This is a genomic window from Loktanella gaetbuli, from assembly GCF_020531945.1.
Lineage (GTDB): Bacteria > Pseudomonadota > Alphaproteobacteria > Rhodobacterales > Rhodobacteraceae > Loktanella > Loktanella gaetbuli.
The window spans coordinates 343,182-369,231 of the sequence record NZ_JAJATZ010000002.1; the positions used below are offsets into that span (position 1 = coordinate 343,182).

Below are 26,050 nucleotides of genomic sequence, written 5' to 3' on the forward strand. Positions count from 1 at the left end.
CCCGAATTGTCGCAAGAATCGCAAACAAACCGAATCAAGTAAAGGAATTAATCCCGTATCGGCGCCTTATTTTGTGCCGAACATGCGGTCGCCCGCATCCCCTAGCCCCGGAACAATATATCCATGGTCGTTCAGCTTCTCGTCTACAGCGGCGGTGATGATGGGCACATCCGGATGCGCGTCCTTCATCCGGGCGACACCCTCGGGTGCGGCCAGCAGACACAGGAACCGGATGTTTGTGGCCCCCGCCTGTTTGAGAAGGTCAATGGCGGCGACCGATGAATTGCCGGTTGCCAGCATCGGGTCGACCGCGATGACCATGCGGTCCTCCAGCGATTGCGGCACCTTGAAATAATACTGCACGGGTTTCAGCGTTTCCTCGTCGCGATAAAGCCCCACGAAACCCACTCGGGCCGACGGGATCAGTTCCAGGATACCATCCAGCAGACCGTTGCCAGCGCGCAAGATCGACACCAGCGCCAGTTTCTTGCCATCCAGCACGGGGGCATCCATCGGCTGGATCGGCGTGTCGATCCGTTCGGTGGTCAGCGGCAGGTTGCGCGTCACCTCGTAGGCCAGCAACTGGCTGATTTCGCGCAACAACTGGCGGAACACGGCCGTCGAGGTCGCGGTCTGCCGCATCAGCGTCAGCTTGTGTTGCACCAAGGGGTGAATGACGTGGGTCAGGTGGCCGTCGGCGGTGCTGTGGTCCGTGATCATGTGGCAGGCTCCAGTCGCTTGAGGATCGCTGTGCGGGTGGCGTCGTCGCAAAACGCAGCCTTTGCGCCGGTGACGTTCAGCGCGTGGAAATCGGCCTCTTCCCAGCCAAAGGTCTTGCTCAGACCCTCGTATTCGGCGGTCATGGTGGTGTGGAAAAACGGCGGATCGTCGGTCGATACGGTGATCGGCGCACCTGCGTCGCGCAGCTTGACGATCGGGTGTGCGTCCCAGCCGCTGACCGCCTGAAGCACGACATTGGACCCCGGACAAACCTCGAGCGTGATGTTTTCGTCCGCGATACGCTGCAGCAGTGCTGCATCCTCGACCGCACGGATGCCGTGGCCCAGACGTTCCACGCCCAGTGCGTCCAGCGTTTCGGTGATGCGACCGGGATCGCCCCATTCACCGGCGTGCGCGGTCAGCTGCAGCTGCGCCTCGCGCGCCATGTCGAAACTGTACTTGAAATCGGCTGGCCGTCCTTCGAGCTCGGCCCCCGCAAGACCAAATCCGGTCAGGAACCCACCGGCGGTTTCGGCCGCACAGCGCGCCGTCTGGCGGCAGCTGTCCTGCCCGTGGTGGCGCACGGCGGTGGCGATGCCGCGCAGCACGATCCCATCGTCACGCTCGGCATCCGTCGCGGCCTGTGCGATGGCCGCAAGGTAGTCACGCCACGCCGCAACATCGCCGCCGCCGCAGAAATCGGGCGACAGGAATGTTTCGGTGTAGATCACCCCGTGGGCCGCGGATTGGGTCAAGACCGCGCGGGTCAGGCGGTAGAATTCCTCGGGTCCGGTCAGGACGGTGCAGGCCTCGTCGTAGATCGACAGGAAATGCGCGAAATCGCGGAACAGGTAGCTGCCGTCATCGGCAAAGATACCCGACAGGTCGACCTTTTTCTCTGCGGCCAGCTGACGGATGAAATCAGGCGGAGCCATACCTTCGAGGTGGGTATGAAGTTCAACCTTGGGGAGGGTGCTGTATGTCATAAGAAGGATTTGCCTTTGCCGCTGTGTGTGACGCCCAGATGATCCGCAACCGTGGCGGCGACATCGACGAAATTGATCAGGCCCAGTGCGCGGGGCCCCATGCCGTGCACCAGCACCGGCACCCGTTCGCGGGTGTGGTCGGTGCCCACCCAGCTGGGGTCGTTGCCGTGGTCGGCTGTGACGATCAACAGATCGCCGTCGCGCAACCGTGGCAACAGATCACCAAGGGCGGCGTCGAACCATTCAAGGTGCCCGGCATAACCCGGAATATCGCGGCGGTGGCCGTATTCGCTGTCGAATTCGACAAAATTGGCAAAGACGAACGCGCCGTCGGCGGCGGTATCGACCAGATCGCCCAGATGTCCCATCAGGTCGCGGTCCGCACCCTTGCGCACGTCGTCGATGCCGCGCATGGAAAAGATGTCACCGATCTTGCCTATCGCATGCACGGGCTTGCCCGCAGCTTGCACATCGTCGCAGATCGTCGGGCTGGGTGGGGCAATGGCGAAATCGCGACGCCGGGGCGTGCGTTTGAAGCCGTCCTCCACCGACCCGACAAAGGGCCGCGCGATCACGCGGCCAATACGCATGGCGTGCAGCGTCGGGGCCAGATCAGCGCAGAGCTTCAACAGACGGTCGAGGCCGAAATGTTCTTCGTGTGCTGCGATCTGCAAGACGGAATCCGCGCTGGTATAGACGATGGGCCAGCCCGTCTGGATGTGACGTGCGGCCTCCTCCTCGATCACTTGCGTCCCCGAGGCATGCCGGTTCCCAAGGATACCGCCGGTGCCTGCGGCCTGGCAGATCTTGACCGTCAGGTCATCAGGAAAGGCAGGTTGGGTGTCGGGGAAATAATGCCAGTCCCATGGCACGGGCACGCCTGACAGTTCCCAGTGCCCCGACGGGGTATCCTTGCCGCGACTGACCTCGGTCGCGGCACCCCAGGCACCCGTGGGTTCCGCATCCAGCCCCGGTGCCGTTGCACCGCTGGCCAGCGTGACGGCGCGCCCCAAACCGAGGGCGTCCATGACAGGCAGGCGCAACGGACCACGCGAGAGGGCCGCGCATCCATCGGCGATATGGGCCACGGTGTTCGCCCCCGTGTCCGGCACGGACCCATTAAAGAACTGATCCGCATCGGGGGCACCGCCGATTCCGACCGAATCGATCACCACCAGAAAAGCACGTTTCATTTCGATATCCTGTCCAAAACCAGCGGCCCGGCCTGCGGTGCATCACCCAGCGACATGGCGGCGCGCACAGCGGCGGCGGCGGCCTCTGCGCTGTTTTCATCGGCGGCCTGCACGATGGCCAGCGGGTCGCCCTTGGCCACGCGTTGCCCCAGCGATGCAACCGAAGTCAAGCCGACAGCCGGATTGATCCGGTCGGTTTCCACCGCGCGCCCCCCGCCAAGGCCCACCACCGCGAGGCCCAGGGCCTCTCCGTTGATCGCCGTGACATGACCATCGGCCGTTGCCGCAACGACCCGTTGCACCGGCGCATCCGGCAGATGTGTGCGCCAATCGTCGCCCATGTCCGGCGGACCGCCCATCGCATGCACCATGCGGGCAAAGCGGTCCATGGCCTGACCGTTCGTCAGGGTTGCGGCCAGACGGTCGCGTGCACCATCCCCCTGCCCTGCCAGGGTCAGCAGTGTCTCGCCCAGCGACAGGCACAATTCCGTCAGGCGCGGGGCGGCGGCCCCGTCGCCTTCCAGCACGGCCATGCAGATGGCCAGTTCGGTCGCATTGCCCAGCGCAGGGGCCAGTGGCTGGTCCATGTCCGTCAGCAGTGCGGCGGTCGGACAGCCTGCCCCTGTCGCGGTATCGACGAGGGCCGTGGCCAGTGCCGCCGCATCGGCACGCGATTTCATGAACGCGCCCGATCCAACCTTGACGTCCAGCACCATGGCATCAAGACCAGCCGCCAGCTTTTTCGACAGGATAGAGGCCGTGATGAGGTCAACCGAGGCAACCGTCGCCGTCACATCGCGAATGGCATAAAGCCTGCGGTCCGCCGGGGCGATCCCGCCACCTGCCCCCACGATAGCGCAGCCGACATCACCGACGATCTGGCGCAAGCGTGCCTCGTCCACATCGGTGGTGACCCCGGGGATCGCCTCCAGCTTGTCCAGCGTCCCGCCGGTGTGGCCCAATCCCCGACCCGATATCATGGGCACGTAGACACCGCAGGCCGCCAGCATCGGCGCAAGGATCAGCGACACGCAATCGCCGACGCCGCCCGTGGAATGTTTGTCCACGACCGCACCCGGCAGATCCCAGTCCAGGGTGCGGCCGCTGTCGCGCATGCCGCAGGTCAGCGCGACGCGGCCTGCATCCGACAGACCCCGCAGACAGACTGCCATGGCGAATGCCCCGGCCTGCGCATCGCTGACCCGACCATCCGCAAGCCCGGCTGCAAATTGCATCAGATCATCTGTCGCCGGGGTGGCACCGTCGCGAATACCGGCGATCAGGGCACGCACGTCCATGGATCAGGCCTTGGACATGTAGTCTTGGTCAAACGCACCCGGCAGCAGTGCGGCGACGGTGGTGTGCTGCACCAGACCGTCCGTCGTCGCCAGCGTGACCGGGGTGTCACCCGATGCGAATTCGGCGATTTTTTGCCTGCACCCGCCACAAGGGCTGACCGGTTGCGGGCTATCGGCAATGACGGCGATGGCAGCGATCCGCGTCTCGCCACTGGCGACCATGGCGGCGATGGCGCCGGCCTCGGCACAGGTGCCTTCGGGGTAGGCCACGTTTTCGACATTGCAGCCGACGTGGAGCGCACCGCCCGCCCCGCGAATGGCGGCTCCGACCTGAAACCGCGAATAGGGGGCATGGGCATTCAGGCGCACATCGGTGGCGGCGGCGATCAGGGCGTGGGGGTCTGACATGGGTGGCTCCGTTTTGATCGGACGACCTTGCCGCCCGGTGCTGCGGGATGCAAGGGCAGCCCCGGCGGAACCCCGCAGGCGTCAGTCGCGTTTACCCCGTGAGCTATGACAGGAGGACCACATGATTTCCCCGACCACCAAGACTGTGACTGACGAAACGATCGCAAAGACGTCCGGTGATCCCGATTCCCCGATGACCGGCGATCAGGCCGATCTGCTGCGCGTCCTGTGCGAAGAGGCCAGCGAACCCTTTGACGCCAGCCTGACACAGCGCCAGGCGCTGGAACGGATCGAGGCGCTGCGCGACAGCACGAACAAGACGTTGTAGAGGAACTGACCGATGGCCAACATGATGGCAGACAACACGAAAATGGACGGCGAACAGGCCGCCATCCTGCGGGATCTGTGTGAAAAGACAGGCCACCCCTTTAGCGATCAGATGTCGGCATCCAAGGCTGCCGCACTCATCGACGAGCTGTCTTTGCAGGTCGACGGTACCGATCTGTCGGGCGAACGCTAGGCATCAGCCGGGATGGGTCACAAACCGTCCCGGCAACGTCACCTGCAGCAATGTAAGATCCTCTGACGGATCCGCATAGCGCGTGCGCAAGCGCGGCGGGATCACGAACGCATCCCCCGCAGACAGTTTGACCGGTGCGTGATCCTGCGCCTCGAGTTGCATCTCGCCTTCCATCACGAATGTGAAATGGATGTCCGCGTCGTGCTGCGTCCACGTTGGGTCCCCGACAGATCTGCGCAGGACCAGAACACCGGCCACATCGCCGGTATTGGCGGCAATCGTGGTATCACGCGCGACAAACCCCGGCAGATCGGCGTCCTGCCAGACCGCATTCCGCGATTGATTGAATACGAACCGCTGGCCCTGCCAGACCCGGTCAGGCTTCAGGTGCGGTGTCGGCAGCGTCATGTCGTGGTCGATCTCGGTCACGTGCTCGGCGGGCACGCCGATCTCGATCACCTCGATCCCGTCAGAAGCCTCGAGCACGCGGTGCCGGATCTCGGGGGGCTGGATCACGCAATCGCCTGCGTGCAGCCGGATCGGCCCGCCCTGATCCTCGTAGATCACATCGACCCAGCCCCGATAGCAAAAGATCAGCTGAAATCCGACCCGGTGAAAATGGACGGTGTCCGGGACCGGGCCGCCGTCGGGAATGCGGATGTGGCTTGCGATGATCGATCCGCCCAGCCGGTCCGGGATCAGATCGCGATAATGCATGCCCGCGCGGCCGATGACCCAAGGGGCCTGATCCGCAAGCCGTCGCACGACGAACGCATGGATGGTCTGCGGCTGTTCCACCGGCAACATGCGCGGCAGGATCGAAACCTGCGTTCCGCCCGGCGCGGTCAGTTCGGTAGCCCCTTGGCCAAACTCTGCATCATCAGTCATGATGCGTAGCCGTCCCGCGGGCCCCTGCCCGCGCGCGAGCCGCAACCGACAACCGTGGCCTGCAAATACCGCAACGGCCGGATCGTCAGCCGGAAAAATCGACATCATCCGCATGCCCAGCACGCGGGTGAAAAAGGCGATGTCGCCGGTCAGGACGGTCGTGTTCAGGCAGACCTCTGCCATGGTGTCCTGCGTCATGCGGACAGCCTGCCTCGCGCAGCAAGACACGGCAAGTGGATAGATGCGGCAATGCGCGGCAAGTGGCGAGATCATCGGCAGAGCTGCCGCAATCGCTTCCCCTACGTCGGAAAACGTCGTAATCGGGCGCCGGAACCACACAGGAAGGCCCGGCCATGAGCAACGATCCCAAAGAAGCGACACGCCGTGCGGCCCTCGATTACCACCAGTTCCCCCGGCCCGGAAAACTGGAAATCCGCGCCACCAAACCACTGGCCAATGGCCGCGATCTGGCCCGCGCCTATTCGCCCGGCGTGGCCGAGGCCTGCCTTGAAATCAAGGCGGATGCGGCAACGGCGCGGGATTATACCACCCGCGGCAATCTGGTCGGCGTCGTCACCAACGGCACCGCCGTATTGGGTCTGGGCAACATCGGTGCCCTTGCCTCGAAACCGGTGATGGAAGGCAAGGCGGTCCTGTTCAAGAAATTCGCGGGGATCGATTGCTTTGACATTGAACTGAATGAAAACGACCCGGAAAAGCTGGCTGAACTGGTCTGCGCGCTGGAACCCACCTTTGGCGCGATCAACCTTGAAGACATCAAGGCACCGGATTGCTTTATCGTTGAACAAATCTGCAAGGAACGGATGAACATCCCGGTGTTCCACGACGACCAGCACGGCACCGCCATTGTCGTCGGGGCCGGTGTGACCAACGCGCTGCGGATCGCGGGCAAGGATTTTGCGGAGATCAAGGTCGTGTCGACCGGCGGCGGGGCCGCTGGCATCGCCTGCCTGAACATGCTGCTGAAGCTGGGCGTCAAACGCGAAAACGTCTACCTGTGCGACCTGCAGGGGTTGGTCTATCAGGGCCGCGAGGCCGATATGACCCCGCAAAAGGGAGACTACGCCCAAGGGTCGGAACCGCGTACGCTGGCCGATGTGATCGCTGGGGCAGACCTGTTTCTGGGCCTCTCCGGTCCGGGTGTGCTGACGCCCGAAATGGTCAAGACAATGGCGGATACGCCGATCATCTTTGCCCTCGCGAACCCGAACCCTGAAATTGACCCCGACGCCGCCCGTGCCGCAAACCCAAAGGCGATCATCGCCACGGGCCGGTCCGATTTCCCCAACCAGGTCAATAACGTGCTGTGTTTCCCGTTCATTTTCCGGGGCGCGCTGGACGCAGGTGCAACGACCATCAACGACGAGATGAAAATCGCCTGCATCGAAGGAATCGCCGCGATGGCCCGCGCCACCACCAGCGCAGAGGCCGCCGCCGCCTATCAGGGCGAACAACTGACATTCGGACCTGATTACCTGATCCCGAAACCCTTCGATCCGCGCCTGATGGGTGTGGTCGCCACCGCCGTGGCCCGTGCTGCCTGCGAAACCGGTGTGGCCCAGCGTCCGATTGCCGATCTGGATGCCTACAAGGCGGGCCTCGATGCCAGCGTGTTCAAATCCGCTTTCATCATGCGGCCCGTGTTCGATGCCGCCCGTGACGCTGCCCGACGCATCGTTTTTGCCGAAGGCGAGGACGAGCGCGTGCTGCGCGCGGCCCAGGCCGTGATGGAGGAAACCACAGACGTGCCGATCCTGATCGGACGGCCCGACGTCATCGCGGCACGCTGCGAACGTGCAGGCCTCGATATCCGCCCCGACGTCGATTTCAAGATCGTGAACCCGCAAAGCGACCCGCGCTATCGCGACTATTGGGGAACCTATCACGACATCATGGCACGGCGCGGCGTAACCCCCGATCTGGCCAAGGCCGTGATGCGCACCAATACCACCGCCATTGCCGCCGTCATGGTGCAGCGCAACGAGGCCGACAGCATGATCTGCGGCACCTTCGGTCAATTCCTGTGGCACAAGAAATACATCGAGGAAATCCTGGGCCACGGCGGGCTCCATCCGGTTGCCGCCCTGTCACTGATGATTCTTGAAAACGACAGTCTGTTCATCGCCGACACACAGGTCCACGAGGAACCGACACCCGAACAGATCGCAGAAACGGTTGTATCAGCCGCCCGGCACATCCGTCGTTTCGGCATGGAACCCAAGATCGCCCTGTGTTCGCACAGCCAGTTCGGCAACCTGAACAGCAATTCCGGCCGCCGGATGCGTGCGGCAATGGCGATCCTCGACGCCGCACCGCGCGACTTTGCCTACGAGGGCGAAATGCACATCGACAGCGCGCTGGACACGACCTTGCGCGATCACATCTTTCCCGGCTCGCGCCTGGATGGCGCGGCCAACTGCCTCGTCTTTGCAAATGCGGATGCCGCCAGCGCCGTGCGCAACATCCTGAAAATCCGCGCCGGCGGACTGGAGGTCGGCCCGATCCTGATGGGCATGGGCAATCGCGCCCATATCGTCACCCCCTCGATCACGGCGCGCGGCCTTTTGAACATGTCCGCGATCGCAGGTACGCCGGTGTCGCACTACGGCTAGGGCCTTCTTCTGGTCACAAGTATCCCGGAGGTTTGGAGGCAGCGCCTCCAAGCCGTCCGCAGGACGGCACCTGTCAAATTATTCACAGCCCTCGCCCGGGTGACGTGACACGCCTTGCCCGATCACGCGTCTGTGCCTATCCAAGTCCTGCAATGTTTGGGAGGACACGATGCGCTACGCCGATATTTATCAAAGCTGGCAGGACGACCCCGAAGGCTTTTGGATGAAACAGGCACAAGCCATCGACTGGGTCACCCCACCGACCAGGGCCCTCAATGACAGCCGCGCGCCGTTGTACGAATGGTTCACCGATGCGCAGGTCAATACCTGCTACAATGCCGTTGACCGCCATGTCGAAAACGGCCGCGCCGACCATACGGCGATCATCTACGACAGCCCGATCACGGGCACGGTCGCACATATCACCTATGCCGAACTGCTGAACCGCGTGGCATCCTTGGCCGGCGCGCTGCGCGACAAGGGGGTGGGCCTGGGCGACCGCGTCATCATCTACATGCCAATGGTGCCCGATGCCCTGACCGCGATGCTGGCCTGCACGCGCATCGGCGCGATTCATTCGGTGGTTTTTGGCGGATTTGCAGCCCATGAACTGGCAGTGCGAATCGACGATGCCACGCCCAAGGCGATAATCGCGGCGTCCTGCGGGTTGGAACCCAACCGCGTGGTCGCCTATAAACCGCTACTGGATGGTGCCATCGCGCAGGCGAAACACAAGCCCGATTTCACGATCATCCTGCAACGCGATCAGCTGCCCTGCGACCTGACGCCAGGCTATGATTTCGACTGGCACGCGGTTCAGGACGGCGTGACCCCTGCGGATTGCGTACCCGTGTCGGGCGACCACCCGGCCTATATCCTTTATACCTCGGGCACCACGGGCGCACCCAAGGGCGTAGTGCGTCCGACGGCTGGCCATCTGGTCGCGCTGCACTGGACGATGAAAAACTTTTACAACGTCGATCCCGGCGACGTGTTCTGGGCCGCCTCGGACGTGGGCTGGGTCGTGGGCCACAGCTACATCTGCTATGCGCCTCTCATCCACGGCAACACCACCGTTGTGTTCGAAGGCAAACCGGTCGGCACGCCCGATGCGGGCACGTTCTGGCGGGTGATCCAGGACCACAAGGTGCGCAGCTTCTTTACCGCGCCGACGGCCTTTCGCGCGATCAAACGCGAGGACCCCGAGGGCTTGCTGATCAAGGATTATGACATTTCCTCTCTGCGCGCGCTGTATCTGGCGGGCGAACGGGCAGACCCGGATACGATCATCTGGGCGCAGAATGTCATGCAGGTCCCGGTCTATGACCACTGGTGGCAAACCGAGAGTGGGTTCCCCATGGTAGGCAATCCCGCCGGGATCGAGGCGCTGCCCGTCAAGATCGGCAGCCCCACCGTCGCGATGCCGGGTTACGACATCCGCATCCTTGCCGACGACGGATCAGAAATGCCCGCGGGCGAACTGGGGTCCATTGCGATCAAGCTGCCGCTGCCGCCGGGGACCCTGCCGACGCTGTGGCAGGCCGAGGACCGGTTCGTGAAATCCTACCTCACGACCTTTCCCGGCTATTACGAGACGGGAGACGCAGGGCTGCTGGATGCGGAAGGCTATCTCTATGTGATGGCGCGCACCGATGACGTGATCAATGTGGCGGGCCACCGGCTGTCCACAGGCGCGATGGAGGAAATTCTGGCCAATCATCCGGACGTGGCCGAATGCGCCGTGATCGGGGTGTCGGATGCGCTCAAAGGCCAGCTGCCGATGGGTTTCGTCTGCACCAACAGCGGCACCAGCCGATCGGATGATGAGATCGTCGCCGATTGCATCAGGATGGTGCGCGAGAGCATCGGGCCCGTGGCCGCGTTCAAACTGGTCGCCGTCGTCAACCGCCTGCCCAAGACCCGGTCCGGCAAGATCCTGCGGCGGACGATGGTATCCATCGCGGACAATACGGATTTCAAGATGCCCGCGACCATCGACGATCCCGCCATCCTGGACGAAATTCGCGACAGCCTGCGGCCCCTGGGCTATGGCGGCTGATGTCGGAGGGGGCGCTGCCCCCGCGGCTGCGCCGCCCCCCGGAGTATTTCGGGCAAGATGATGCATGGGCGTATCCGCAAGGTGGGCTAGCTTTGCAGTGAAAGCGAGGATCGCGATGCAGATTGATTTTCAGGACCCCGATGATTGGCGTTTCATCAGTGATCAGGTGATGGGGGGCGTCTCGACGGGCCGTGTGGATTTTCATGCCGCCGATGGGCGGCACTACGCCACCCTCGCCGGGGATGTCAGCACCGAAAATAACGGTGGGTTCATTCAGATCAGAAGGGATGTTGACGGGCTGCCCGCCAGTGCAACAGCGATGGTTCTAACGGTGCGGGGCAATGGCGCGGCCTACAAGGTCCACCTGCGCACCAGGCAGTCGGAACGGCCCTGGCACTACTTTGCCGCAAGTTTCGATGCCCCAGCCGAATGGACTGACATCACGCTGCCGCTGGCGGATTTCGCGCCGAACAAGGACCACCTGCAGGCACCTGTTCATCCCACAGATGTCAGGTCCATTGGCATCGTGGCTTACGGCGCGGATTACCACGCAAAGCTTGATATTGCCGGGATCGTCCTGCGCTAGACGAATTGTTCGCGCAACAACCGTTCCTCAAGCCCGTGGCCGGGATCGAACAGGATGCGGTGGCGGATATCGGGTTCGGACCGGATTTCGACGCTGACCACGTTGCGGACAGATTTTCCGTCAGCGTCCGCCATGACAGGCCGCTTGGCCGCGTTCAGCACGTCGAACCTGACGACCGCCTTTTGCGGCAAAAGCGCCCCGCGCCATCGGCGCGGCCGAAAGGCCGCCATGGCCGTCAGTGCCAGCACGCCTGACCCGATCGGCAGGATCGGTCCATGCGCCGAATAATTATAGGCGGTCGAACCTGCGGGCGTCGACACCAGTGCCCCGTCGCAGACCAGTTCGGACATCCTGACCTTGCCATCGACGGTGATCCGCAACTTGGCCGCCTGCGCGCCAGCGCGCAGCAGACTGACCTCGTTGATGGCAAGCGCCTCGTGCATCGACCCGTCAGCGGCCAGCGCGTTCATGACCAGGGGATTGATCACCTCTTCTTCGGCATTGTCGAGACGGGCGGGCAGATCATCCTGTGTAAACTCGTTCATCAGGAAACCGACCGTGCCGCGATTCATCCCGTAGACCGGCACGCCAAAATTCTGGGTCTCGTGCAAGGTTTGCAGCATGAAACCGTCACCCCCCAAGGCCACGATGACCTCTGCCTGATCAAGGGGAACGTTGGAGTAGCGTTTCGTCAGACTGGACAACGCGTCTTGGGCGCTGGGCGCATGGCTGGCAACAAAGGCGATGGGGCGATGCGGCATTTGAGGTCCAGGTGTCAGGCGATCTGTGCACAGGTTCACGTGTCTGACGCACAAAGGCAAGGCAGGGTGCGACGAATGGGGGCTTTAGCACAGGCCACAGATGGATTAAGACGGCGGCAACCGGCCGGCCGGCCGCGAGCGAAAGGATTGTCCCATGAACGCTTCCCACCGTGATGACGGATTTTTCACCGAAACCCTTGCGACGCGCGACCCTGATCTGCACGCCGCGATGCAGGCAGAGCTCAAGCGTCAGCGCAAGGAGATCGAGCTGATCGCTTCCGAGAACATCGTCAGCGCCGCCGTCATGGAAGCGCAGGGCGGCGTGATGACCAACAAATACGCCGAAGGCTATCCCGGACGCCGCTATTACGGTGGTTGCGCCCACGTGGACGTGGCCGAAAACCTGGCGATCGAGCGGGCAAAGCAGCTGTTTGGCTGTGGTTTCGCCAATGTGCAGCCGAACTCTGGCTCTCAGGCGAACCAGGGCGTGTTTCAGGCATTGTTGCAGCCGGGCGATACCATCCTGGGGATGTCGCTGGACGCCGGTGGTCACCTGACCCATGGCGCGCGCCCGAACCAGTCCGGCAAATGGTTCAACGCCGTTCAATACGGCGTCCGCGAAGAAGACCTGTTGCTGGACTATGAAGCCGTGGCCGATCTGGCGGCGGAACATCAGCCCAAGATGATCATCGCCGGTGGGTCTGCGATTCCCCGCATCATCGATTTCGAAAAGATGCGCGCGATTGCCGACAGCGTCGGGGCCTATCTGCTGGTCGACATGGCGCATTTCGCCGGTCTGGTTGCAGCTGGCCTGTATCCGTCGCCTTTCCCCCATGCGCATGCGGCGACCACCACCACGCACAAGACCCTGCGCGGTCCGCGCGGCGGCATGATCCTGACCGACGACGAGTCGCTGGCCAAGAAATTCAACTCGGCCATCTTCCCCGGTATCCAGGGTGGTCCGTTGATGCATGTGATCGCCGGCAAGGCTGTCGCCTTTGGCGAGGCGCTGCGCCCCGGGTTCAAGGACTATCAGGCGCAGGTGATCAAGAACGCACAAGCGCTGTCCGACGAGCTGATCAAATGCGGTCTGGATATCGTCACGGGCGGCACCGACACGCATCTGATGCTGGTCGACCTGCGTCCCAAGGGCGTCAAGGGCAACGCCACCGAAGAGGCATTGGGCCGCGCCCACATCACCTGCAACAAGAACGGCATCCCGTTTGACGCGGAAAAGCCCACGATCACGTCTGGCATCCGTCTGGGCACACCCGCCGGCACCACCCGCGGTTTCACCGAAGAGGAATTCCGTCAGGTCGGTCGCTGGATCGGCCGGGTCGTGGACGGTCTGGCCGCCAATGGCGAGGACGGCAACGGTGAGGTCGAGGCGCAGGTTGCGGCCGAGGTCGAGGCACTGTGCGACAAGTTCCCGATCTACCCGAACCTGTGACTTTACGGGATATGACAAAGGGCCGTCGCATCTGCGGCGGCCTTTTGTTTTGGGCGGGTTGCAAAGCGTGCTTTGCTCTGGCTTGACCTCTGCGGTGCTGCGCCCCACGTGAGGGGCAACCAGAATACAAAAGGTGCTGCCATGACCGACCAGACTGCCCCACTGCGGATTGATATCGTCTCTGACGTGATGTGCCCGTGGTGCATCGTCGGCTATCGCCAGTTGAAACAGGCGCTGGATGCGACCGGCACGACCTATGATCTGCAATGGCATCCGTTCGAGCTGAACCCCGATATGCCCGCCGAAGGTCAGAACATGACCGAACATATCATGGAAAAATACGGGTCCACCGCCGTACAAAGCGCCGAAAACCGTGCGCGACTGACCCAGTTGGGGCATGATCTGGGCTTTGCATTTTCATTCGACGACGACACGCGGATGCACAACACGTTCAACACGCATCAACTGATCCATTGGGCACAGACGCTGGACCGTGGGCACGACATGAAACAGGCCTTGTTCGTCGCGCATTTCACCGACGGGCGTGACCTGTCAGACACCGCCGTGCTGGCGGCCATTGCCGGTGAAATCGGTCTGGATGAAACCGAGGCAGCAGCGGTGTTGGACGATCAGCGTTACGCGCAAGCCGTGCGGTCTGAGGAACGTTTCTGGGTGCAGCAGGGCATCAGCGGCGTGCCTGCCGTCATCTTTGACCGTCAGCATCTGGTCACCGGCGCGCAGGGCACCGACAACTATACCAGCATCCTCAATCAGCTCGCCGCAGGTGTGCCTGCCTAGACCCGTCCCGTGGCCCACAGCCACCAGACAAACCCGATGAAGAGGCCGATGGCCAGCGCGCTCCATTTCGCGAGCTTGCGCAGGATCATCGTCTTGCGCTGCTCCCACGGGTCGATCTGTTTGAGTGCCGTTATCGCAAGCCGCGCACATTGGACCACACGGGCGGCGTCGATCTGACGGGACAGTTTGGGGTGGGTCAGCATCAGCTGCGCCTGTGCGACACCCGCGATGTCGCGTTTCAGGTGCATCGGCAGGCGGCGGCGTCCCAGTTTGGACATCTGCGCCTCGATCGTGCGCCCTTTCAGGCCCAGACGCGCCTCGATCAGGCGGCTGACATCTTGGATGTGGCGAAGGGTCTGGGCATCAGGCATAAAGGGGCGTGTAAACCTGCGGCGCGCCTGTCTCAAGCGGTCAGATCGCGGCCCTGCGCGCCTGTCACGAGGAGGCCACATGCTCAATACCGTTGTCACCGGCACCGCCACGGACAAACCCGCGTTGCTGATCGCGCACGGGTTGTTCGGATCGGCCCGCAACTGGGGCGTGATCGCCAAACGGCTGGCCGACACGCGGCGGGTCATCGCGGTAGACATGCGCAACCACGGAGACAGTTTTCACAGCGATACGCACCGCTATCCCGAGATGGCCGAGGATCTGGCAGAGGTCATTGCCGCGCAAGACGGTCCCGTTGACGTCATGGGACATTCGATGGGCGGCAAGGCCGCGATGATGCTGGCACTGACACAGCCCGCATTGGTGCGCCGCCTGATCGTCGCTGATATCGCACCCGTCGCCTATGCCCATGACCAATTCGGCCCGCTGGATGCAATGCGCGGCGTCGATCTGTCTAACGTGACCACGCGCAAGGACGCGGCCGACCAGATGGACATCGACCCCGCCGTGATCCCGTTTCTGCTGCAAAGCCTGAACCTGCGCGACAAGCGCTGGGATCTGAATCTGGATACGCTGGCCGCCGACATGGGGCATATCACTGGCTGGCCAGAGGTAGACGCCCAATTCGACGGACCGGTGCTGATGCTGCGGGGGGCCAATTCGGATTACGTCACCGCGGACCACGCCACGATTATCTCGGCATTGTTTCCGCAGGCGCAAACGCAGACCATCGCCGATGCAGGCCACTGGCTGCACGCCGAACAACCCCGCGCGGTGGAAACCGCCGTGCGCGACTTTTTGGATCAGCCATGAAGAAAACGGGAATCCTCAACGCGGAACTGTCACGCGCCATCGCACAGATGGGGCATGGCGATTGTCTGGTCGTGGCCGACGCGGGCCTGCCGCTGCCGGCACATCTGCCGGTGATCGATCTGGCCGTCGTGGCGGGTCTGCCCCGTTTTGCGGACGTGCTGGCCGCAATCCTGACCGAACTCGAAGTCGAGCGCTGCCTGATGGCAACCGAGGCCAGCCCCGCATTGCAGGATTTGGCCCCCTGCCCGCCTGCCTGTGTGCCGCATACGGATTTCAAACGTGCCACGCAGTCGGCCCGCGTTCTGGTGCGCACCGGCGAAACCACGCCCTATGCCAATATCGCCCTGTATTCGGGGGTCACGTTTTGACTCTCCGTTGCCGGGCAATCCGTTCGTTTTAGTTTAACAATGCAATCGAATCATGTCTGACCGGAGAAAACCATGACACGTCCACTGCCTCTCATCCTTGCTCTCGCCACCTTTGCGGCCTTGTCCGCCTGCAACACCATCGCAGGTGTTGGTCAGGATCTGAGCGTGACGGGTGCCACCATCACACAGGAAACCCGGCAGGTGCAGTCGAACCTGTAACGGCCGCATACGGCCTTCGCCCTTGTCTGACCTTACGAAAGAATCCGCATGTCCCTGACCCGTAGCTTCGTTGTTGCCATCATTGCCGGCATTATCGGCACCATCGTCAATGCCATTGCCGTCAACATCATTTCCGGCGCTGACGTGATGCCGCTGATCATCTCGTTCGGACGCAACGCCGTTGCCGTCGTGGTGGCGCTGCTGCTGATCCCGCTGTTCCACCGGATCGGCGGCACGGTAGCGTTTGTCGCAGGATTGGTTCTGCTGACGGTGCTGCCGTCGGTTCTGGCAGTCTATGTCTTTGCGGCACAGGCCCCCTGGTCGATCATCCTTGGCGTCAATCTGGTCTATGCGCTGACGGCTACCATTATCTTTGCCGCCTGCTACCGCAGCAAACGCTGATCGGTCGCAATGACCTCTGACGGGCCTGCGCCAATGCGGCGCGGGCCCGTTTTCCTGACCAAAAGGCCAAACATGTGATGTCAGATGCCCCATCAGACCAAGGTCGGTTGTCCGCCATCCTGTCGCATCCGCTGTTGCGGATGGCCATTCCCCTGACGATCATGCTGATCGCGCTTGCCGTCTTGCGCGATCTGAGCCGCGAAATCGCGCCGGCCGAACTGATCGCCGCTGTCCGCAGCTATCCCTGGACCGCCATTGCGCTGTCGACCTGCGCGATGGTGGCCAGCTATGTCGCGCTTGCGCTTTATGATCCCGTGATCCTGCGGGGCATGAAAACGCCCGATATGCCGGGCTGGGTGCCGGTTCTGACAGGGGTCAGTTCCATGGCGATTTCCAACCTGCTGGGTTTTTCCTGGCTGACGGGTGGTGCCATCCGATACCGGATCTACGCGGCATTCGGGGTGGATATCGCGGCGGTCGCGCGATTGATCGCGACCAGCTGGATCGCCTTTGCATTGGGCCTACTGACCCTGCTGGGCCTGATGTTCACATTCCATCCCACGGGCATGAGCCAGGTCATCGTTCTGCCGCGCCTGCCCGAAACCATTCTGGGTATCCTGATCCTGACCGGTGTGGTCGGACTGTATATCTGGACCTGGCCGGGTGGACGCGAATTGCGGATCGGGCGGCTGTCGACACCGCTGCCAAAAACCACGCGCGGGCTGACCCTGATGGTCATTGCACTGGTCGATCTGGTCGCCACCGCACTGACGTTGTATTTCCTGATGCCCGCTGATCTGGCTGGCAATTTTGTCTATTTCTTCATCATTTTCATCGGCGCACTGGGGCTGGGTTTCGTCAGCAATGCGCCGGGCGGTCTGGGCGTGTTCGAGGCCACGATCATCGCAGCACTCGGTGGCACCGGCAGGCCCGACCTGCTGGCCGCCCTGTTGGTGTATCGCCTGATTTACACACTGCTGCCATTTACGATTGCGGCATTGGGTCTTGCGTTGGCCTGGACGCTGGCCAACCGCACCATGGCCGGGGCGGCTGCACAGACACTGCGCCGGGCCATGCGCCCCATCGTGCCGGTGCTGATGGCCGCTGTCGCGCTGCTGTCAGGTGCGGCTCTGCTGCTGTCGGGCGACCTGCCCACCACGGCCAAACGGATGGAGGTTCTTCAGGACATCCTGCCGCTTGCGCTGATCGAGACATCGCATCTGTTGTCGTCCGTCGCGGGCGTCATGCTGCTGATCGTCGCACGGGGACTGTACCGCCGGATGCGGCGGGCATGGCTGATCGCGATGGCACTTCTGTCAGCAGGTCTGGTCGCGTCACTGCTGCGCGGGATCGAATACGAGGCGATGATCGCCCTGACGTTGGCCATCGTCGTGCTGTGGTCATTCCGAGACGCGTTCTATCGGGTCGGCCTGGGGTCTGCGCTGCACCTGAATGCGCGCTGGGTGATCACGGTGGTCCTGCTGTTTGCGGGGATCACGTGGATCGGGTTCTTTGCCTACCGAAATGTCGCCTATTCCCAGGACCTGTGGTGGCAGTTCGCCTGGGGCGGTGATGCGCCGCGATTCCTGCGGGCAACCGTGGTGGTCGCGGTCGTGCTGGCGGCGGTGTCGCTGAACGCGTTGATCAGCCGCGCGGGCACCCGCCTGCCGCCGCAGTCCATCCCAGATACTGTCAGGCGCCTCGTGGCGCAAAGCAGCCAGACCGACAGCGCCATGGCGTTGACCGGCGACAAGCGGTTCCTGATCGCAACGCAGGGCGAGGCCGCCATCGCCTATGCCGACACCGGACGCAGCCTGATCGCCAAGGGCGACCCCATCGGCGACCGCACGGCAGGCGAGGCGCTGATCTGGGACCTGCGCGACATGGCCGACCGGATGGGCCGGACCTGCGCGTTCTATGCCGTGCAGACCGACTATCTGACGGCCTACCTCGACATGGGGCTGCAGGTGGTAAAGATCGGGGAAATCGCACGGGTTCCCCTGGCGGAGTTCACCCTTGATGGCCCCAAACGCAAGGACTGGCGCCATGCCAAGAGCCGTGCCGCGCGCGACGGCTATGTGTTCGATGTCATTCCGGCAGCGCAGGTCAGCGGGCATATCGCGGCGTTGCGGATGGTGTCGGACGCCTGGCTGGCGTTGAAGGGCGGCGCGGAAAAGAACTTTGCCCTGGGGGCATTTGATCCGAATTTCCTGTGCCATTTCGATATCGCCGTGCTGCGCCATTCCGAGACGGGGCGGATCGCGTCATTCGCCAACCTGTTGCAGGCCGCGGACGGCAGCGAGCTGGGGATCGACCTGATGCGCTATGATCCCGCGACGACGCCCGCCGCGATGGACGGGCTGTTCGCCGATATGATGCTGTGGGGACGCGACCGCGAATTCGACTGGTTCTCATTGGGGGCAGCCCCGCTGGCCGGGTTGGAAAACCGGGCCCACGCCCCCGTCTGGAACCGTGTCGGCGGGTTCATCTATACCCACGGCGCGCGGTTCTATCATTTCGAAGGGTTGCGGTCGTTCAAGCAGAAATTCGACCCGGTGTGGGAGCCGAATTACCTCGCCTCACCCGGGCAGCTACAGGCGGCGCGGGTGCTGTACGAGGTGTCGCTGCTGATTTCCGGGGGGCTGCGCGGGTTGCGGCGCAGGTAGGGGGCGCTGCCCCCGGCTGCGCCTCCCCCGGAGTATTTTCGGCAAGATGATGCGGTCAGTCGCGCAGACGTTTGAGCAGGGACGAGGTGTCCCAGCGGCCACCGCCCATTTTCTGAACGTCCTTGTAGAACTGATCGACGAGGGCGGTGACGGGCAGGCTGGCCCCGATGGCATTGGCGTTTTCCAGCACGATGCCCAGATCCTTGCGCATCCAGTCGACGGCGAACCCGTGGTCGTAGTGGTCGGCAAGCATGGTTTTGTAGCGGTTTTGCATCTGCCACGATCCGGCAGCCCCCTGGCTGATGACCTCGACCACGGCCTCGCCGTCGAGGCCCGCCTTTTGCGCGAAATGCAGCGCCTCTGACAGGCCCTGAACGAGGCCCGCGATGGCGATCTGGTTGCACATCTTGGTGGTCTGGCCTGCGCCGGATTCACCAATGCGGCGGCAGAGTTTGGCGTAGATGTTCATGACGGGTTCGGCGCGGGCGTAAGCGTCTTGGTCGCCGCCGCACATAATGGACAGCTGGCCGTTTTCGGCCCCCGCCTGCCCGCCGCTGATGGGCGCGTCGACAAAGTTGAGACCCTTTGCCCGTGCCGCGTCATAGAGTTCGCGAGTGACCGCCGCGCTGACCGTGGTGTGGTCGACGAAAAGTGCGCCGTCCTTCATCCCGTGGAACGCGCCGCCCGCGCCCGTGGTGACGCCGCGCAGGTCGTCGTCGTTGCCGACGCAGGCAAAGACGATATCCGCCCCCTGTGCCGCCTGTTCGGGGGTGCTGGCCATGGCGCCGCCATGTTCCGCGACCCAGGCCTCGGCCTTGGAGGCGGTGCGGTTGTAGACGGTGACGTCGTGGTGCTTGGCGAGGTGGCCGGCCATGGGGTAGCCCATGACGCCGAGGCCGAGGAAGGTGAGGTTCATGGTGGGAATTCCTTTTAGTTAGATCACGCAGTTTGAACAGCATAAGCTTACGACGCCATTCTACCACCTAAGCAAATCGTTTTTGCAAACAAAATTAAAGAACGACCTCCACAAAATCCCTTTCCTCCCAAACAAAGAAAATTTCTTCAATTGGAAGGAAAGCATTATGGCGCATCAGACTATCACCGTATCTATTTTCAATATGCCTAGATACTATTCCGACACAAAGTCCATTTTCACCAAAGACCGGCCCACCACTGTTGCCTGGGGAAACCTGACACGACATAATTCCTAATCGACTATTGCTGCCAGCTCGACCCACAAAGCCATTCACTTCACCGGAGTGAACCAGGAGCGGATTTCCTTGCCCCATAAATAAACGGGGATAACCCGCAGCAAAAATTTTCGACAAAGCACTTGCGGCTGAAAGCCCCAAAAATGGTATATCTTCTTTGGAAGACACCTTACAGATTGCCAAATCGACATTCTCGTTAAACCAAACCCCCTCTAGCTTGAGGGAAACCTCTCCAGCAAATAACTCGACTTTGCCGACAAGCGCGCCGCCGCTGATTAAGCAATGCGCACAAGTTACGAGTATGATTTCATCTGCGCTTTTCACCAGAACGCCCGACCCAGTTCCGACCGGACGTCCCTCTGCGTCGGATATGTCTATTCTGACGATACCTTTGGAAAGCTCCGAAAATGCGGCATTAAATCCAAACATTAACGCATGAAGTTGCTCTGGATTCTGCAATTCATCCAGACCAAGGTCAGGTATCAAATATAAATTATTACCCGGAAGTTGAAATCCCATCGGAGCTCGAAATGCAATTTTTTGATACTCAAGACTTTCAAGCCCAATTTCGGAAATAAAAATCGCGCTCTGACCTGGTATATTTTTACTTTCAGAGATTGCTGCTAGCTCGAAGCCCGATACAACAACCTTTGTACCTTGGGGCGGCTTTGGGATATTAGCCCGCCGGGACACAACACCTATATCTGCTAATACCTCATCAAGGGAGCGGCCACCTTTTAAGACAGAAAAAAGCGCGTGGGATATTCTTTTACGTCTTTCTCCATTGATTTCACCTTTAGCTGCTGCATACAATTCACTAGTCAACATAAGTTAGCTCCACCTCGCAATAGATTGCCAAGCTAAGAGATACTTAAGTTAGTGAAAAATCAACCGGGTGCCGGCCGCGATTGGCTGCGCCATTCGCTTTCCCGCACTGCCTCCATCCGCGCCGAAAATGGTCAGCTTTCAGCTGTCCATTTTCAGTGCGCTGATGAAGGCTTCCTGCGGAATATCCACCTTCCCGAACTGCCGCATCTTCTTCTTACCCGCCTTCTGCTTATCCAGCAGCTTGCGCTTGCGCGACGCGTCGCCGCCGTAGCATTTGGCCGTCACGTCCTTGCGCAGGGCCGACAGGGTCTCTCGGGCGATGACCTTGCCGCCGATGGCCGCCTGGATCGGGATCTTGAACATGTGGCGGGGGATCAGGTCCTTGAGCTTTTCCACCATCGCGCGGCCGCGCATTTCGGCGCGGTCGCGGTGGACCATCATGGACAGGGCGTCCACGGGTTCGTCGTTCACCAGCACCGACATCTTGACAAGGTTGTCCTCTTGGTAGCCCGTCATGGCATAGTCGAAGGACGCATAGCCCTTGGTCACGGATTTCAGGCGGTCGTAGAAGTCGAACACCACCTCGTTCAGCGGCAGGTCGTAAACGACCATCGCGCGGCTGCCTGCATAGGTCAGGTCCAACTGCACGCCGCGGCGATCCTGGCACAGTTTCAGCACGTCGCCCAGGTATTCGTCGGGCACGAGGATCGTCGCCTTGATCCGCGGCTCTTCCACATGGTCGACGTGGGTCAGGTCGGGCATGTCAGCGGGGTTGTGCAGGTCCTGCTGCGTGCCGTCCTTCATGTAGACGTGATAGACGACCGAGGGGGCGGTGGTGATCAGGTCGATGTTGTATTCCCGCTCGATCCGGTCGCGGATGACCTCGAGGTGCAAGAGCCCGAGGAAGCCGCAGCGGAAACCAAAGCCGAGGGCTGCGGATGTTTCCATCTCGAAGCTGAAGCTCGCGTCGTTCAGCGCCAGTTTGTCGATGGCGTTGCGCAGGTCCTCGAATTCCGAGGAATCCACCGGGAACAGGCCACAGAACACAACGGGTTGCGCGGGTTTGAAGCCGGGCAGCGGTTTGTCGGTGCCCTTGCGTTCGTTGGTGATCGTGTCACCGACGCGGGTGTCGCGCACCTCTTTGATCTGTGCGGTGAAAAAGCCGATTTCACCGGGGCCCAGTTCGTCGACGGGCAGCATGCCGGGTTTGAACACGCCCAGACGGTCGATCAGGTGGACGGTGTCGTTCTGCATGAACCGCACGCGGTCCTTGACCTTGATCGTGCCGTCGATGACACGGATCAGCACGACCACGCCCAGGTAGGCGTCATACCAGCTGTCCACCAGCATGGCCTTGAGCGGGGCCGCGCGGTCACCCTTGGGGGCGGGCAGCTTGTGCACGATCGCCTCGAGCGTTTCCTTGATGCCGACGCCGGTTTTTGCGCTGACGCGGATCGCCTCGCTTGCGTCGATGCCGATCACGTCCTCGATCTGCTCGGCCACGCGGTCGCATTCGGATGCGGGCAGGTCGATCTTGTTCAGGACGGGGACGATCTCGTGGTCGGCCTCGATGGCGTGATAGACATTGGCGAGGGTTTGCGCCTCGACCCCTTGGGTGCTGTCAACGACCAGCAACGACCCTTCGACGGCGCGCATGGACCGGGACACCTCGTAGGCGAAATCGACGTGACCGGGGGTGTCGATCAGGTTCAGCACATAGGTTTCGCCGTTGTCGGCGGTATAGTCGATCCGCACGGTCTGCGCCTTGATGGTGATGCCGCGCTCACGCTCGATATCCATGCTGTCCAGCATCTGTGCCTTCATGTCGCGGTCGGCAACGGTGCCGGTGGACTGGATCAACCGGTCAGCCAGGGTCGATTTTCCGTGGTCGATATGCGCCACGATCGAGAAATTGCGGATATGCGAGAGTTCGGTCATGTCGGGCCCCGGAGGTCAGAATTAGCGTCTGTCAATGGCGCGGACGCCGCGATTTTGCAAGGGGCCAAAGGGCCGCAGTGCCTTGGCCCGATGCATGGCATCGGGGGTGGTCAGGACCGGCAGCAGCGCTAGTCTTGGAACCCCGGAAACCACTGCAGGATGCATCCCATGACCGAAGACGACTACCGCGACATCGCCCGATCCCAGGACTATGGCACACCCCAAGAGGTCAGTATCGCACCCGATACCCGGCGCGAGACGCATACCCACGATCAAACCTCCTTCGTCTACGTGATCAGTGGCCGTTTCATCCTGAATACAGCCGAAGGGTCGCCCGCCTACGATCCCGGTGACATCGTCATTCTGCCCGCCAACATTCCCCATGCCGAAGAGGCCGGACCAGAAGGTGCGACTATCCTCGTCGCGCGCAAATAGGCCCGGCGCTTCACGCGATTGCGATCTGGCAGCGTGACCCGCATCCGCATCCAGCATTGCAAGACGGCAAGGCCGCTGGCATAGTTGGCGCACGGCAGTAAGGCGATGACACCGGAAAACCGGGCACGCCACACAAGAACAGGCAGTCTCATGCGGTTTCTCTTTCTGGGCATGGCCCTCATCGTTTTGAATTCATGTGGCGCTGGTGTGCGCGGCGAGCTGGGCAAGGCCTGCATGGCATCAGGCCGATCAGCCGCCAATCCGGCCCTGTGTTCCTGCGTTCAGCGCACGGCGAACCTGAATTTGTCGGGGCGCGACCAGAAACTGGCCGCCACCTTCTTTGAGGATCCACAGCGCGCGCAGGACACCCGCCAGTCCGACAATGCCGGTGACGAGGCGTTCTGGCTCCGCTACCGGGCCTTTACCGATACCGCACAACGTCAGTGCCGCTAGGCAAGGCGCTGGCGGTTCGGGCTTCTTCTGGCTAGAAATATCCCGGAGGTTCGGAGGCAGCGCCTCCGATCGGCGCAGCCGACCCCGACAGGAGAAGCAATGACCGACATTCCCGCCATGGCTCAGGCGTTGCGTGCAGGCGACAGACGCGCGCTGGCCCGTGCGATCACCCTGATCGAAAGCGGCAAGCCCGACCACCGCGATCAGGCCCTGGCGCTGCTGGATGCGGTCGGGTCCGACCGTCAGGCCCTGCGCATCGGGCTGTCCGGCACACCGGGCGTGGGAAAATCCACATTCATCGAAAGTTTCGGCCTGATGCTGACGGCGCAGGATCTGCGGGTCGCGGTTCTCGCGGTCGATCCATCCTCGGCCAGGTCGGGCGGATCGATCTTGGGGGACAAGACGCGGATGGATCACCTCAGCCGTGACCCGCGCGCATTCATCCGGCCATCGCCCAGCCAGACCCATCTGGGTGGCGTGGCGCGCCGCACGCGCGAGGCGATCCGCCTGTGCGAGGCGGCTGGTTTCGACATCGTGCTGGTCGAAACAGTGGGTGTCGGCCAATCCGAAACCGTGGTCGCGCAGATGACGGACCTGTTCGTCCTGCTGCTGGCCCCGGCAGGCGGCGATGAATTGCAGGGCGTAAAACGCGGCATCATGGAAATCGCCGACCTGGTATTGGTCAACAAGGCCGACGGCGATCTGCGCGCGCAGGCAAGCCGCACCTGTGCCGACTACGCAGGCGCGCTGCGGCTGATGCGCAAACGTGCGGGCGACGCCGACGGCTTTCCAAAGGCGCTGACCGTCTCGGCCCTGGATCAGTCGGGTCTGACACAAGCCTGGGACGAGATGCAGGCCCTGTCGGACTGGCGCCGCGCGACCGGGCATTGGGACACGACGCGCGCCGCTCAGGCCCGGCACTGGTTCCAGCAGGAATTGCGCTCAGAAATGATGGCGCTGCTGACGCATGACGCAGAACTGCGCGACCGACTGACCGGGCTTGAAAACGATGTGGCCGCCGGTCGGCTGACCCCTGCGGCCGCGGCCCGTGCCGCCCTCGCCCCGCTGGATCGCCGGTGACCGTCACCCGCCTGTTCAGCGGAACGCATCTGCGCGCAGACCTGATGCAGACAGGTGCTGCCGATCTGGTCGTGACATTCGATTGGCGCGTGATCGGGCGTCGCGGGTTCACGGAAATGACGCCAAACCAGCGGTTTCTGGATGCAGGATACGATAAGCTGATGATCGCCACCTCCGCGAACGACTGGTTCATCAATCGTGACACGACAGCATTGGAGCGCGCGCTGGACGGTGTCTCCGCGCAATACGATGCCGTTTTGGGCATCGGGTTTTCGATGGGCGGTTATGGTGCTGTCAGGTTCAGCCGCACCTTGGGTATTCAAAGGATCGTGGCCGTGTCGCCTCAGGTTTCGATCAGCCATGCCCATGCACCATTCGAATGGCGCTACCGCGAAGAGGCGGCCGGTTTCGATCCGGCACTGGGTGACCTGACGCAACGCGCCGATCCTGATCTGACCGGACATCTGCTGCTTGATCCATTGAACGGCGCCGATCTGGCCCATGGACGTGCGCTACAGGTGCATTGCCCGGGCCTGCGTCTTGTGCGTCTGACGGGGGCTGGGCATCCGGCCTCGGGCCTGCTGCGCGCAGTCAAGCGCGCCGGACGCATTCCGGGGTTGCTGCTTGACCCCGAGGATGGTCTGCGTCCCTTGCTGCAGGATCACCGCAGCGCCCGTCGTGGCCAGCCAGACTACTGGACCCGGCTGGCCGCAGCACTGGATGCGCGCCGACCCGCGCTTGCTGCAAAAGCCCGCGCAAAGGCCGCTGATCTGGCGTCACAGATGCGCTGAGGGGTTGACGGCATAACCGATTCACCGTAGGCGCTGCGAACTGAATTTATGCCCTCATGCCGTTGGGGGTTGTTGTCCATCCGGCCACCCAGCGTGGCCCCCATGTCAGGCCAGTCGCGCCCAGCCGCCGACAGGACCGAAGAAGAAGAAGGAACA

27 protein-coding genes are annotated in these 26,050 nt (G+C 62.4%); 16 read left to right on the forward strand and 11 right to left on the reverse strand.

The genetic code is table 11. From position 1 onward, the window contains the following. Positions 1-66 precede the first annotated feature (66 nt). From upp to LGQ03_RS05345, 5 genes are read right to left on the reverse strand one after another with little or no spacing between them, the layout of a single operon-like run. A complete protein-coding gene (gene upp, locus LGQ03_RS05325; protein ID WP_090160284.1) occupies positions 67-720 on the reverse strand; it encodes a uracil phosphoribosyltransferase in 654 nt (217 codons plus the stop codon). Beyond that, the gene (locus LGQ03_RS05330; protein WP_226747560.1) at positions 717-1,706 is read right to left on the reverse strand and encodes an adenosine deaminase; all 990 of its coding nucleotides are present in this window, start codon (positions 1,704-1,706) and stop codon (positions 717-719) included. The genes upp and LGQ03_RS05330 overlap by 4 nt, the downstream gene beginning before the upstream one ends. After that, positions 1,703-2,899, reverse strand: a complete 1,197-nt coding sequence (locus LGQ03_RS05335; RefSeq protein WP_226747561.1) for a phosphopentomutase — start codon at positions 2,897-2,899, stop codon at positions 1,703-1,705. The genes LGQ03_RS05330 and LGQ03_RS05335 overlap by 4 nt, the downstream gene beginning before the upstream one ends. Continuing rightward, positions 2,896-4,197: a thymidine phosphorylase gene (locus tag LGQ03_RS05340; RefSeq protein WP_226747562.1), complete on the reverse strand. Its 1,302-nt coding sequence runs from the start codon at positions 4,195-4,197 to the stop codon at positions 2,896-2,898. Before LGQ03_RS05340 ends, LGQ03_RS05335 begins: the two co-directional genes overlap by 4 nt. A 3-nt stretch (positions 4,198-4,200) precedes the next feature. Continuing rightward, positions 4,201-4,605 carry a cytidine deaminase gene (locus tag LGQ03_RS05345; protein ID WP_056035957.1) on the reverse strand — a complete coding sequence of 135 codons (405 nt, stop codon included), beginning with the start codon at positions 4,603-4,605 and terminating at the stop codon, positions 4,201-4,203. Between the two features lie 121 nt (positions 4,606-4,726). On the opposite strand from LGQ03_RS05345, the gene LGQ03_RS05350 reads away from it, so the two are divergent. Continuing rightward, positions 4,727-4,933 carry a DUF3072 domain-containing protein gene (locus LGQ03_RS05350; protein WP_226747563.1) on the forward strand — a complete coding sequence of 69 codons (207 nt, stop codon included), beginning with the start codon at positions 4,727-4,729 and terminating at the stop codon, positions 4,931-4,933. Positions 4,934-4,945: 12 nt separating this feature from the next. After that, positions 4,946-5,125, forward strand: coding sequence for a hypothetical protein (locus LGQ03_RS05355; protein WP_226747564.1), 180 nt, complete (start codon positions 4,946-4,948; stop codon positions 5,123-5,125). 3 nt (positions 5,126-5,128) lie between these two features. Here the strand turns inward: LGQ03_RS05355 and LGQ03_RS05360 are convergent, their stop codons facing one another. Next, on the reverse strand, positions 5,129-6,211 hold the full coding sequence (locus tag LGQ03_RS05360) for a cupin domain-containing protein (protein WP_226747565.1): 1,083 nt from the start codon (positions 6,209-6,211) through the stop codon (positions 5,129-5,131). A gap of 155 nt (positions 6,212-6,366) precedes the next feature. Between LGQ03_RS05360 and LGQ03_RS05365 the strand changes: the two genes are divergently transcribed. The 3 genes from LGQ03_RS05365 to LGQ03_RS05375 all read left to right on the forward strand — a co-directional run bounded on the left by LGQ03_RS05365 (position 6,367) and on the right by LGQ03_RS05375 (position 11,291). After that, positions 6,367-8,646, forward strand: coding sequence for an NADP-dependent malic enzyme (locus tag LGQ03_RS05365; protein WP_226747566.1), 2,280 nt, complete (start codon positions 6,367-6,369; stop codon positions 8,644-8,646). A gap of 169 nt (positions 8,647-8,815) precedes the next feature. Beyond that, entirely contained in the window at positions 8,816-10,705 is a 1,890-nt protein-coding gene (locus LGQ03_RS05370) for a propionyl-CoA synthetase (protein WP_226747567.1), read from the forward strand. Between the two features lie 115 nt (positions 10,706-10,820). Beyond that, positions 10,821-11,291: a CIA30 family protein gene (locus tag LGQ03_RS05375; RefSeq protein ID WP_226747568.1), complete on the forward strand. Its 471-nt coding sequence runs from the start codon at positions 10,821-10,823 to the stop codon at positions 11,289-11,291. Here LGQ03_RS05375 and LGQ03_RS05380 read toward each other — a convergent pair. Next, on the reverse strand, positions 11,288-12,052 hold the full coding sequence (locus LGQ03_RS05380; RefSeq protein ID WP_226747569.1) for an NAD kinase: 765 nt from the start codon (positions 12,050-12,052) through the stop codon (positions 11,288-11,290). The two genes, LGQ03_RS05375 and LGQ03_RS05380, sit on opposite strands and share 4 nt — an antisense overlap. A gap of 154 nt (positions 12,053-12,206) precedes the next feature. Between LGQ03_RS05380 and glyA the strand changes: the two genes are divergently transcribed. Next, positions 12,207-13,502: a serine hydroxymethyltransferase gene (glyA, locus tag LGQ03_RS05385; RefSeq protein WP_226747570.1), complete on the forward strand. Its 1,296-nt coding sequence runs from the start codon at positions 12,207-12,209 to the stop codon at positions 13,500-13,502. Between the two features lie 141 nt (positions 13,503-13,643). Continuing rightward, the gene (locus tag LGQ03_RS05390; RefSeq protein WP_226747571.1) at positions 13,644-14,300 is read left to right on the forward strand and encodes a DsbA family oxidoreductase; all 657 of its coding nucleotides are present in this window, start codon (positions 13,644-13,646) and stop codon (positions 14,298-14,300) included. Here the strand turns inward: LGQ03_RS05390 and LGQ03_RS05395 are convergent. Continuing rightward, on the reverse strand, positions 14,297-14,671 hold the full coding sequence (locus LGQ03_RS05395; protein WP_226747572.1) for a hypothetical protein: 375 nt from the start codon (positions 14,669-14,671) through the stop codon (positions 14,297-14,299). The genes LGQ03_RS05390 and LGQ03_RS05395 overlap by 4 nt on opposite strands. Positions 14,672-14,750: 79 nt before the next feature. Here LGQ03_RS05395 and LGQ03_RS05400 point away from each other — a divergent pair, with 79 nt between their 5' ends. The 5 genes from LGQ03_RS05400 to mprF all read left to right on the forward strand — a co-directional run bounded on the left by LGQ03_RS05400 (position 14,751) and on the right by mprF (position 19,158). Next, positions 14,751-15,503: an alpha/beta fold hydrolase gene (locus LGQ03_RS05400; protein WP_226747573.1), complete on the forward strand. Its 753-nt coding sequence runs from the start codon at positions 14,751-14,753 to the stop codon at positions 15,501-15,503. After that, positions 15,500-15,871 carry a D-ribose pyranase gene (rbsD, locus tag LGQ03_RS05405; protein ID WP_090160300.1) on the forward strand — a complete coding sequence of 124 codons (372 nt, stop codon included), beginning with the start codon at positions 15,500-15,502 and terminating at the stop codon, positions 15,869-15,871. The genes LGQ03_RS05400 and rbsD overlap by 4 nt, the downstream gene beginning before the upstream one ends. A 72-nt stretch (positions 15,872-15,943) precedes the next feature. Then, the gene (locus tag LGQ03_RS05410) at positions 15,944-16,090 is read left to right on the forward strand and encodes an entericidin EcnAB (RefSeq protein ID WP_143056827.1); all 147 of its coding nucleotides are present in this window, start codon (positions 15,944-15,946) and stop codon (positions 16,088-16,090) included. Between the two features lie 48 nt (positions 16,091-16,138). Then, on the forward strand, positions 16,139-16,492 hold the full coding sequence (locus LGQ03_RS05415) for a hypothetical protein (protein ID WP_226747574.1): 354 nt from the start codon (positions 16,139-16,141) through the stop codon (positions 16,490-16,492). A gap of 77 nt (positions 16,493-16,569) precedes the next feature. After that, the gene (mprF, locus tag LGQ03_RS05420; RefSeq protein WP_226747575.1) at positions 16,570-19,158 is read left to right on the forward strand and encodes a bifunctional lysylphosphatidylglycerol flippase/synthetase MprF; all 2,589 of its coding nucleotides are present in this window, start codon (positions 16,570-16,572) and stop codon (positions 19,156-19,158) included. A gap of 55 nt (positions 19,159-19,213) precedes the next feature. On the opposite strand, the gene LGQ03_RS05425 is transcribed toward mprF, so the two are convergent. The 3 genes from LGQ03_RS05425 to lepA all read right to left on the reverse strand — a co-directional run bounded on the left by LGQ03_RS05425 (position 19,214) and on the right by lepA (position 23,135). Continuing rightward, a complete protein-coding gene (locus LGQ03_RS05425; protein WP_226747576.1) occupies positions 19,214-20,074 on the reverse strand; it encodes an NAD(P)-dependent oxidoreductase in 861 nt (286 codons plus the stop codon). A gap of 94 nt (positions 20,075-20,168) precedes the next feature. Further along, a complete protein-coding gene (locus tag LGQ03_RS05430; RefSeq protein ID WP_226747577.1) occupies positions 20,169-21,197 on the reverse strand; it encodes a S1 family peptidase in 1,029 nt (342 codons plus the stop codon). Positions 21,198-21,335: 138 nt separating this feature from the next. After that, positions 21,336-23,135, reverse strand: a complete 1,800-nt coding sequence (gene lepA / locus LGQ03_RS05435; RefSeq protein WP_226747578.1) for a translation elongation factor 4 — start codon at positions 23,133-23,135, stop codon at positions 21,336-21,338. A 168-nt stretch (positions 23,136-23,303) separates the two neighbouring features. Between lepA and LGQ03_RS05440 the strand changes: the two genes are divergently transcribed. From LGQ03_RS05440 to LGQ03_RS05455, 4 genes are all read left to right on the forward strand, one after another. After that, positions 23,304-23,570, forward strand: coding sequence for a cupin domain-containing protein (locus LGQ03_RS05440; protein WP_226747579.1), 267 nt, complete (start codon positions 23,304-23,306; stop codon positions 23,568-23,570). 150 nt (positions 23,571-23,720) lie between these two features. Then, positions 23,721-24,023: an arginine transporter gene (locus tag LGQ03_RS05445; RefSeq protein WP_090160307.1), complete on the forward strand. Its 303-nt coding sequence runs from the start codon at positions 23,721-23,723 to the stop codon at positions 24,021-24,023. 99 nt (positions 24,024-24,122) lie between these two features. Continuing rightward, entirely contained in the window at positions 24,123-25,103 is a 981-nt protein-coding gene (gene meaB / locus LGQ03_RS05450) for a methylmalonyl Co-A mutase-associated GTPase MeaB (RefSeq protein WP_226747580.1), read from the forward strand. Further along, positions 25,100-25,894, forward strand: a complete 795-nt coding sequence (locus LGQ03_RS05455; RefSeq protein WP_226747581.1) for an alpha/beta hydrolase — start codon at positions 25,100-25,102, stop codon at positions 25,892-25,894. The genes meaB and LGQ03_RS05455 overlap by 4 nt, the downstream gene beginning before the upstream one ends. Positions 25,895-26,050: the final 156 nt, after the last annotated feature.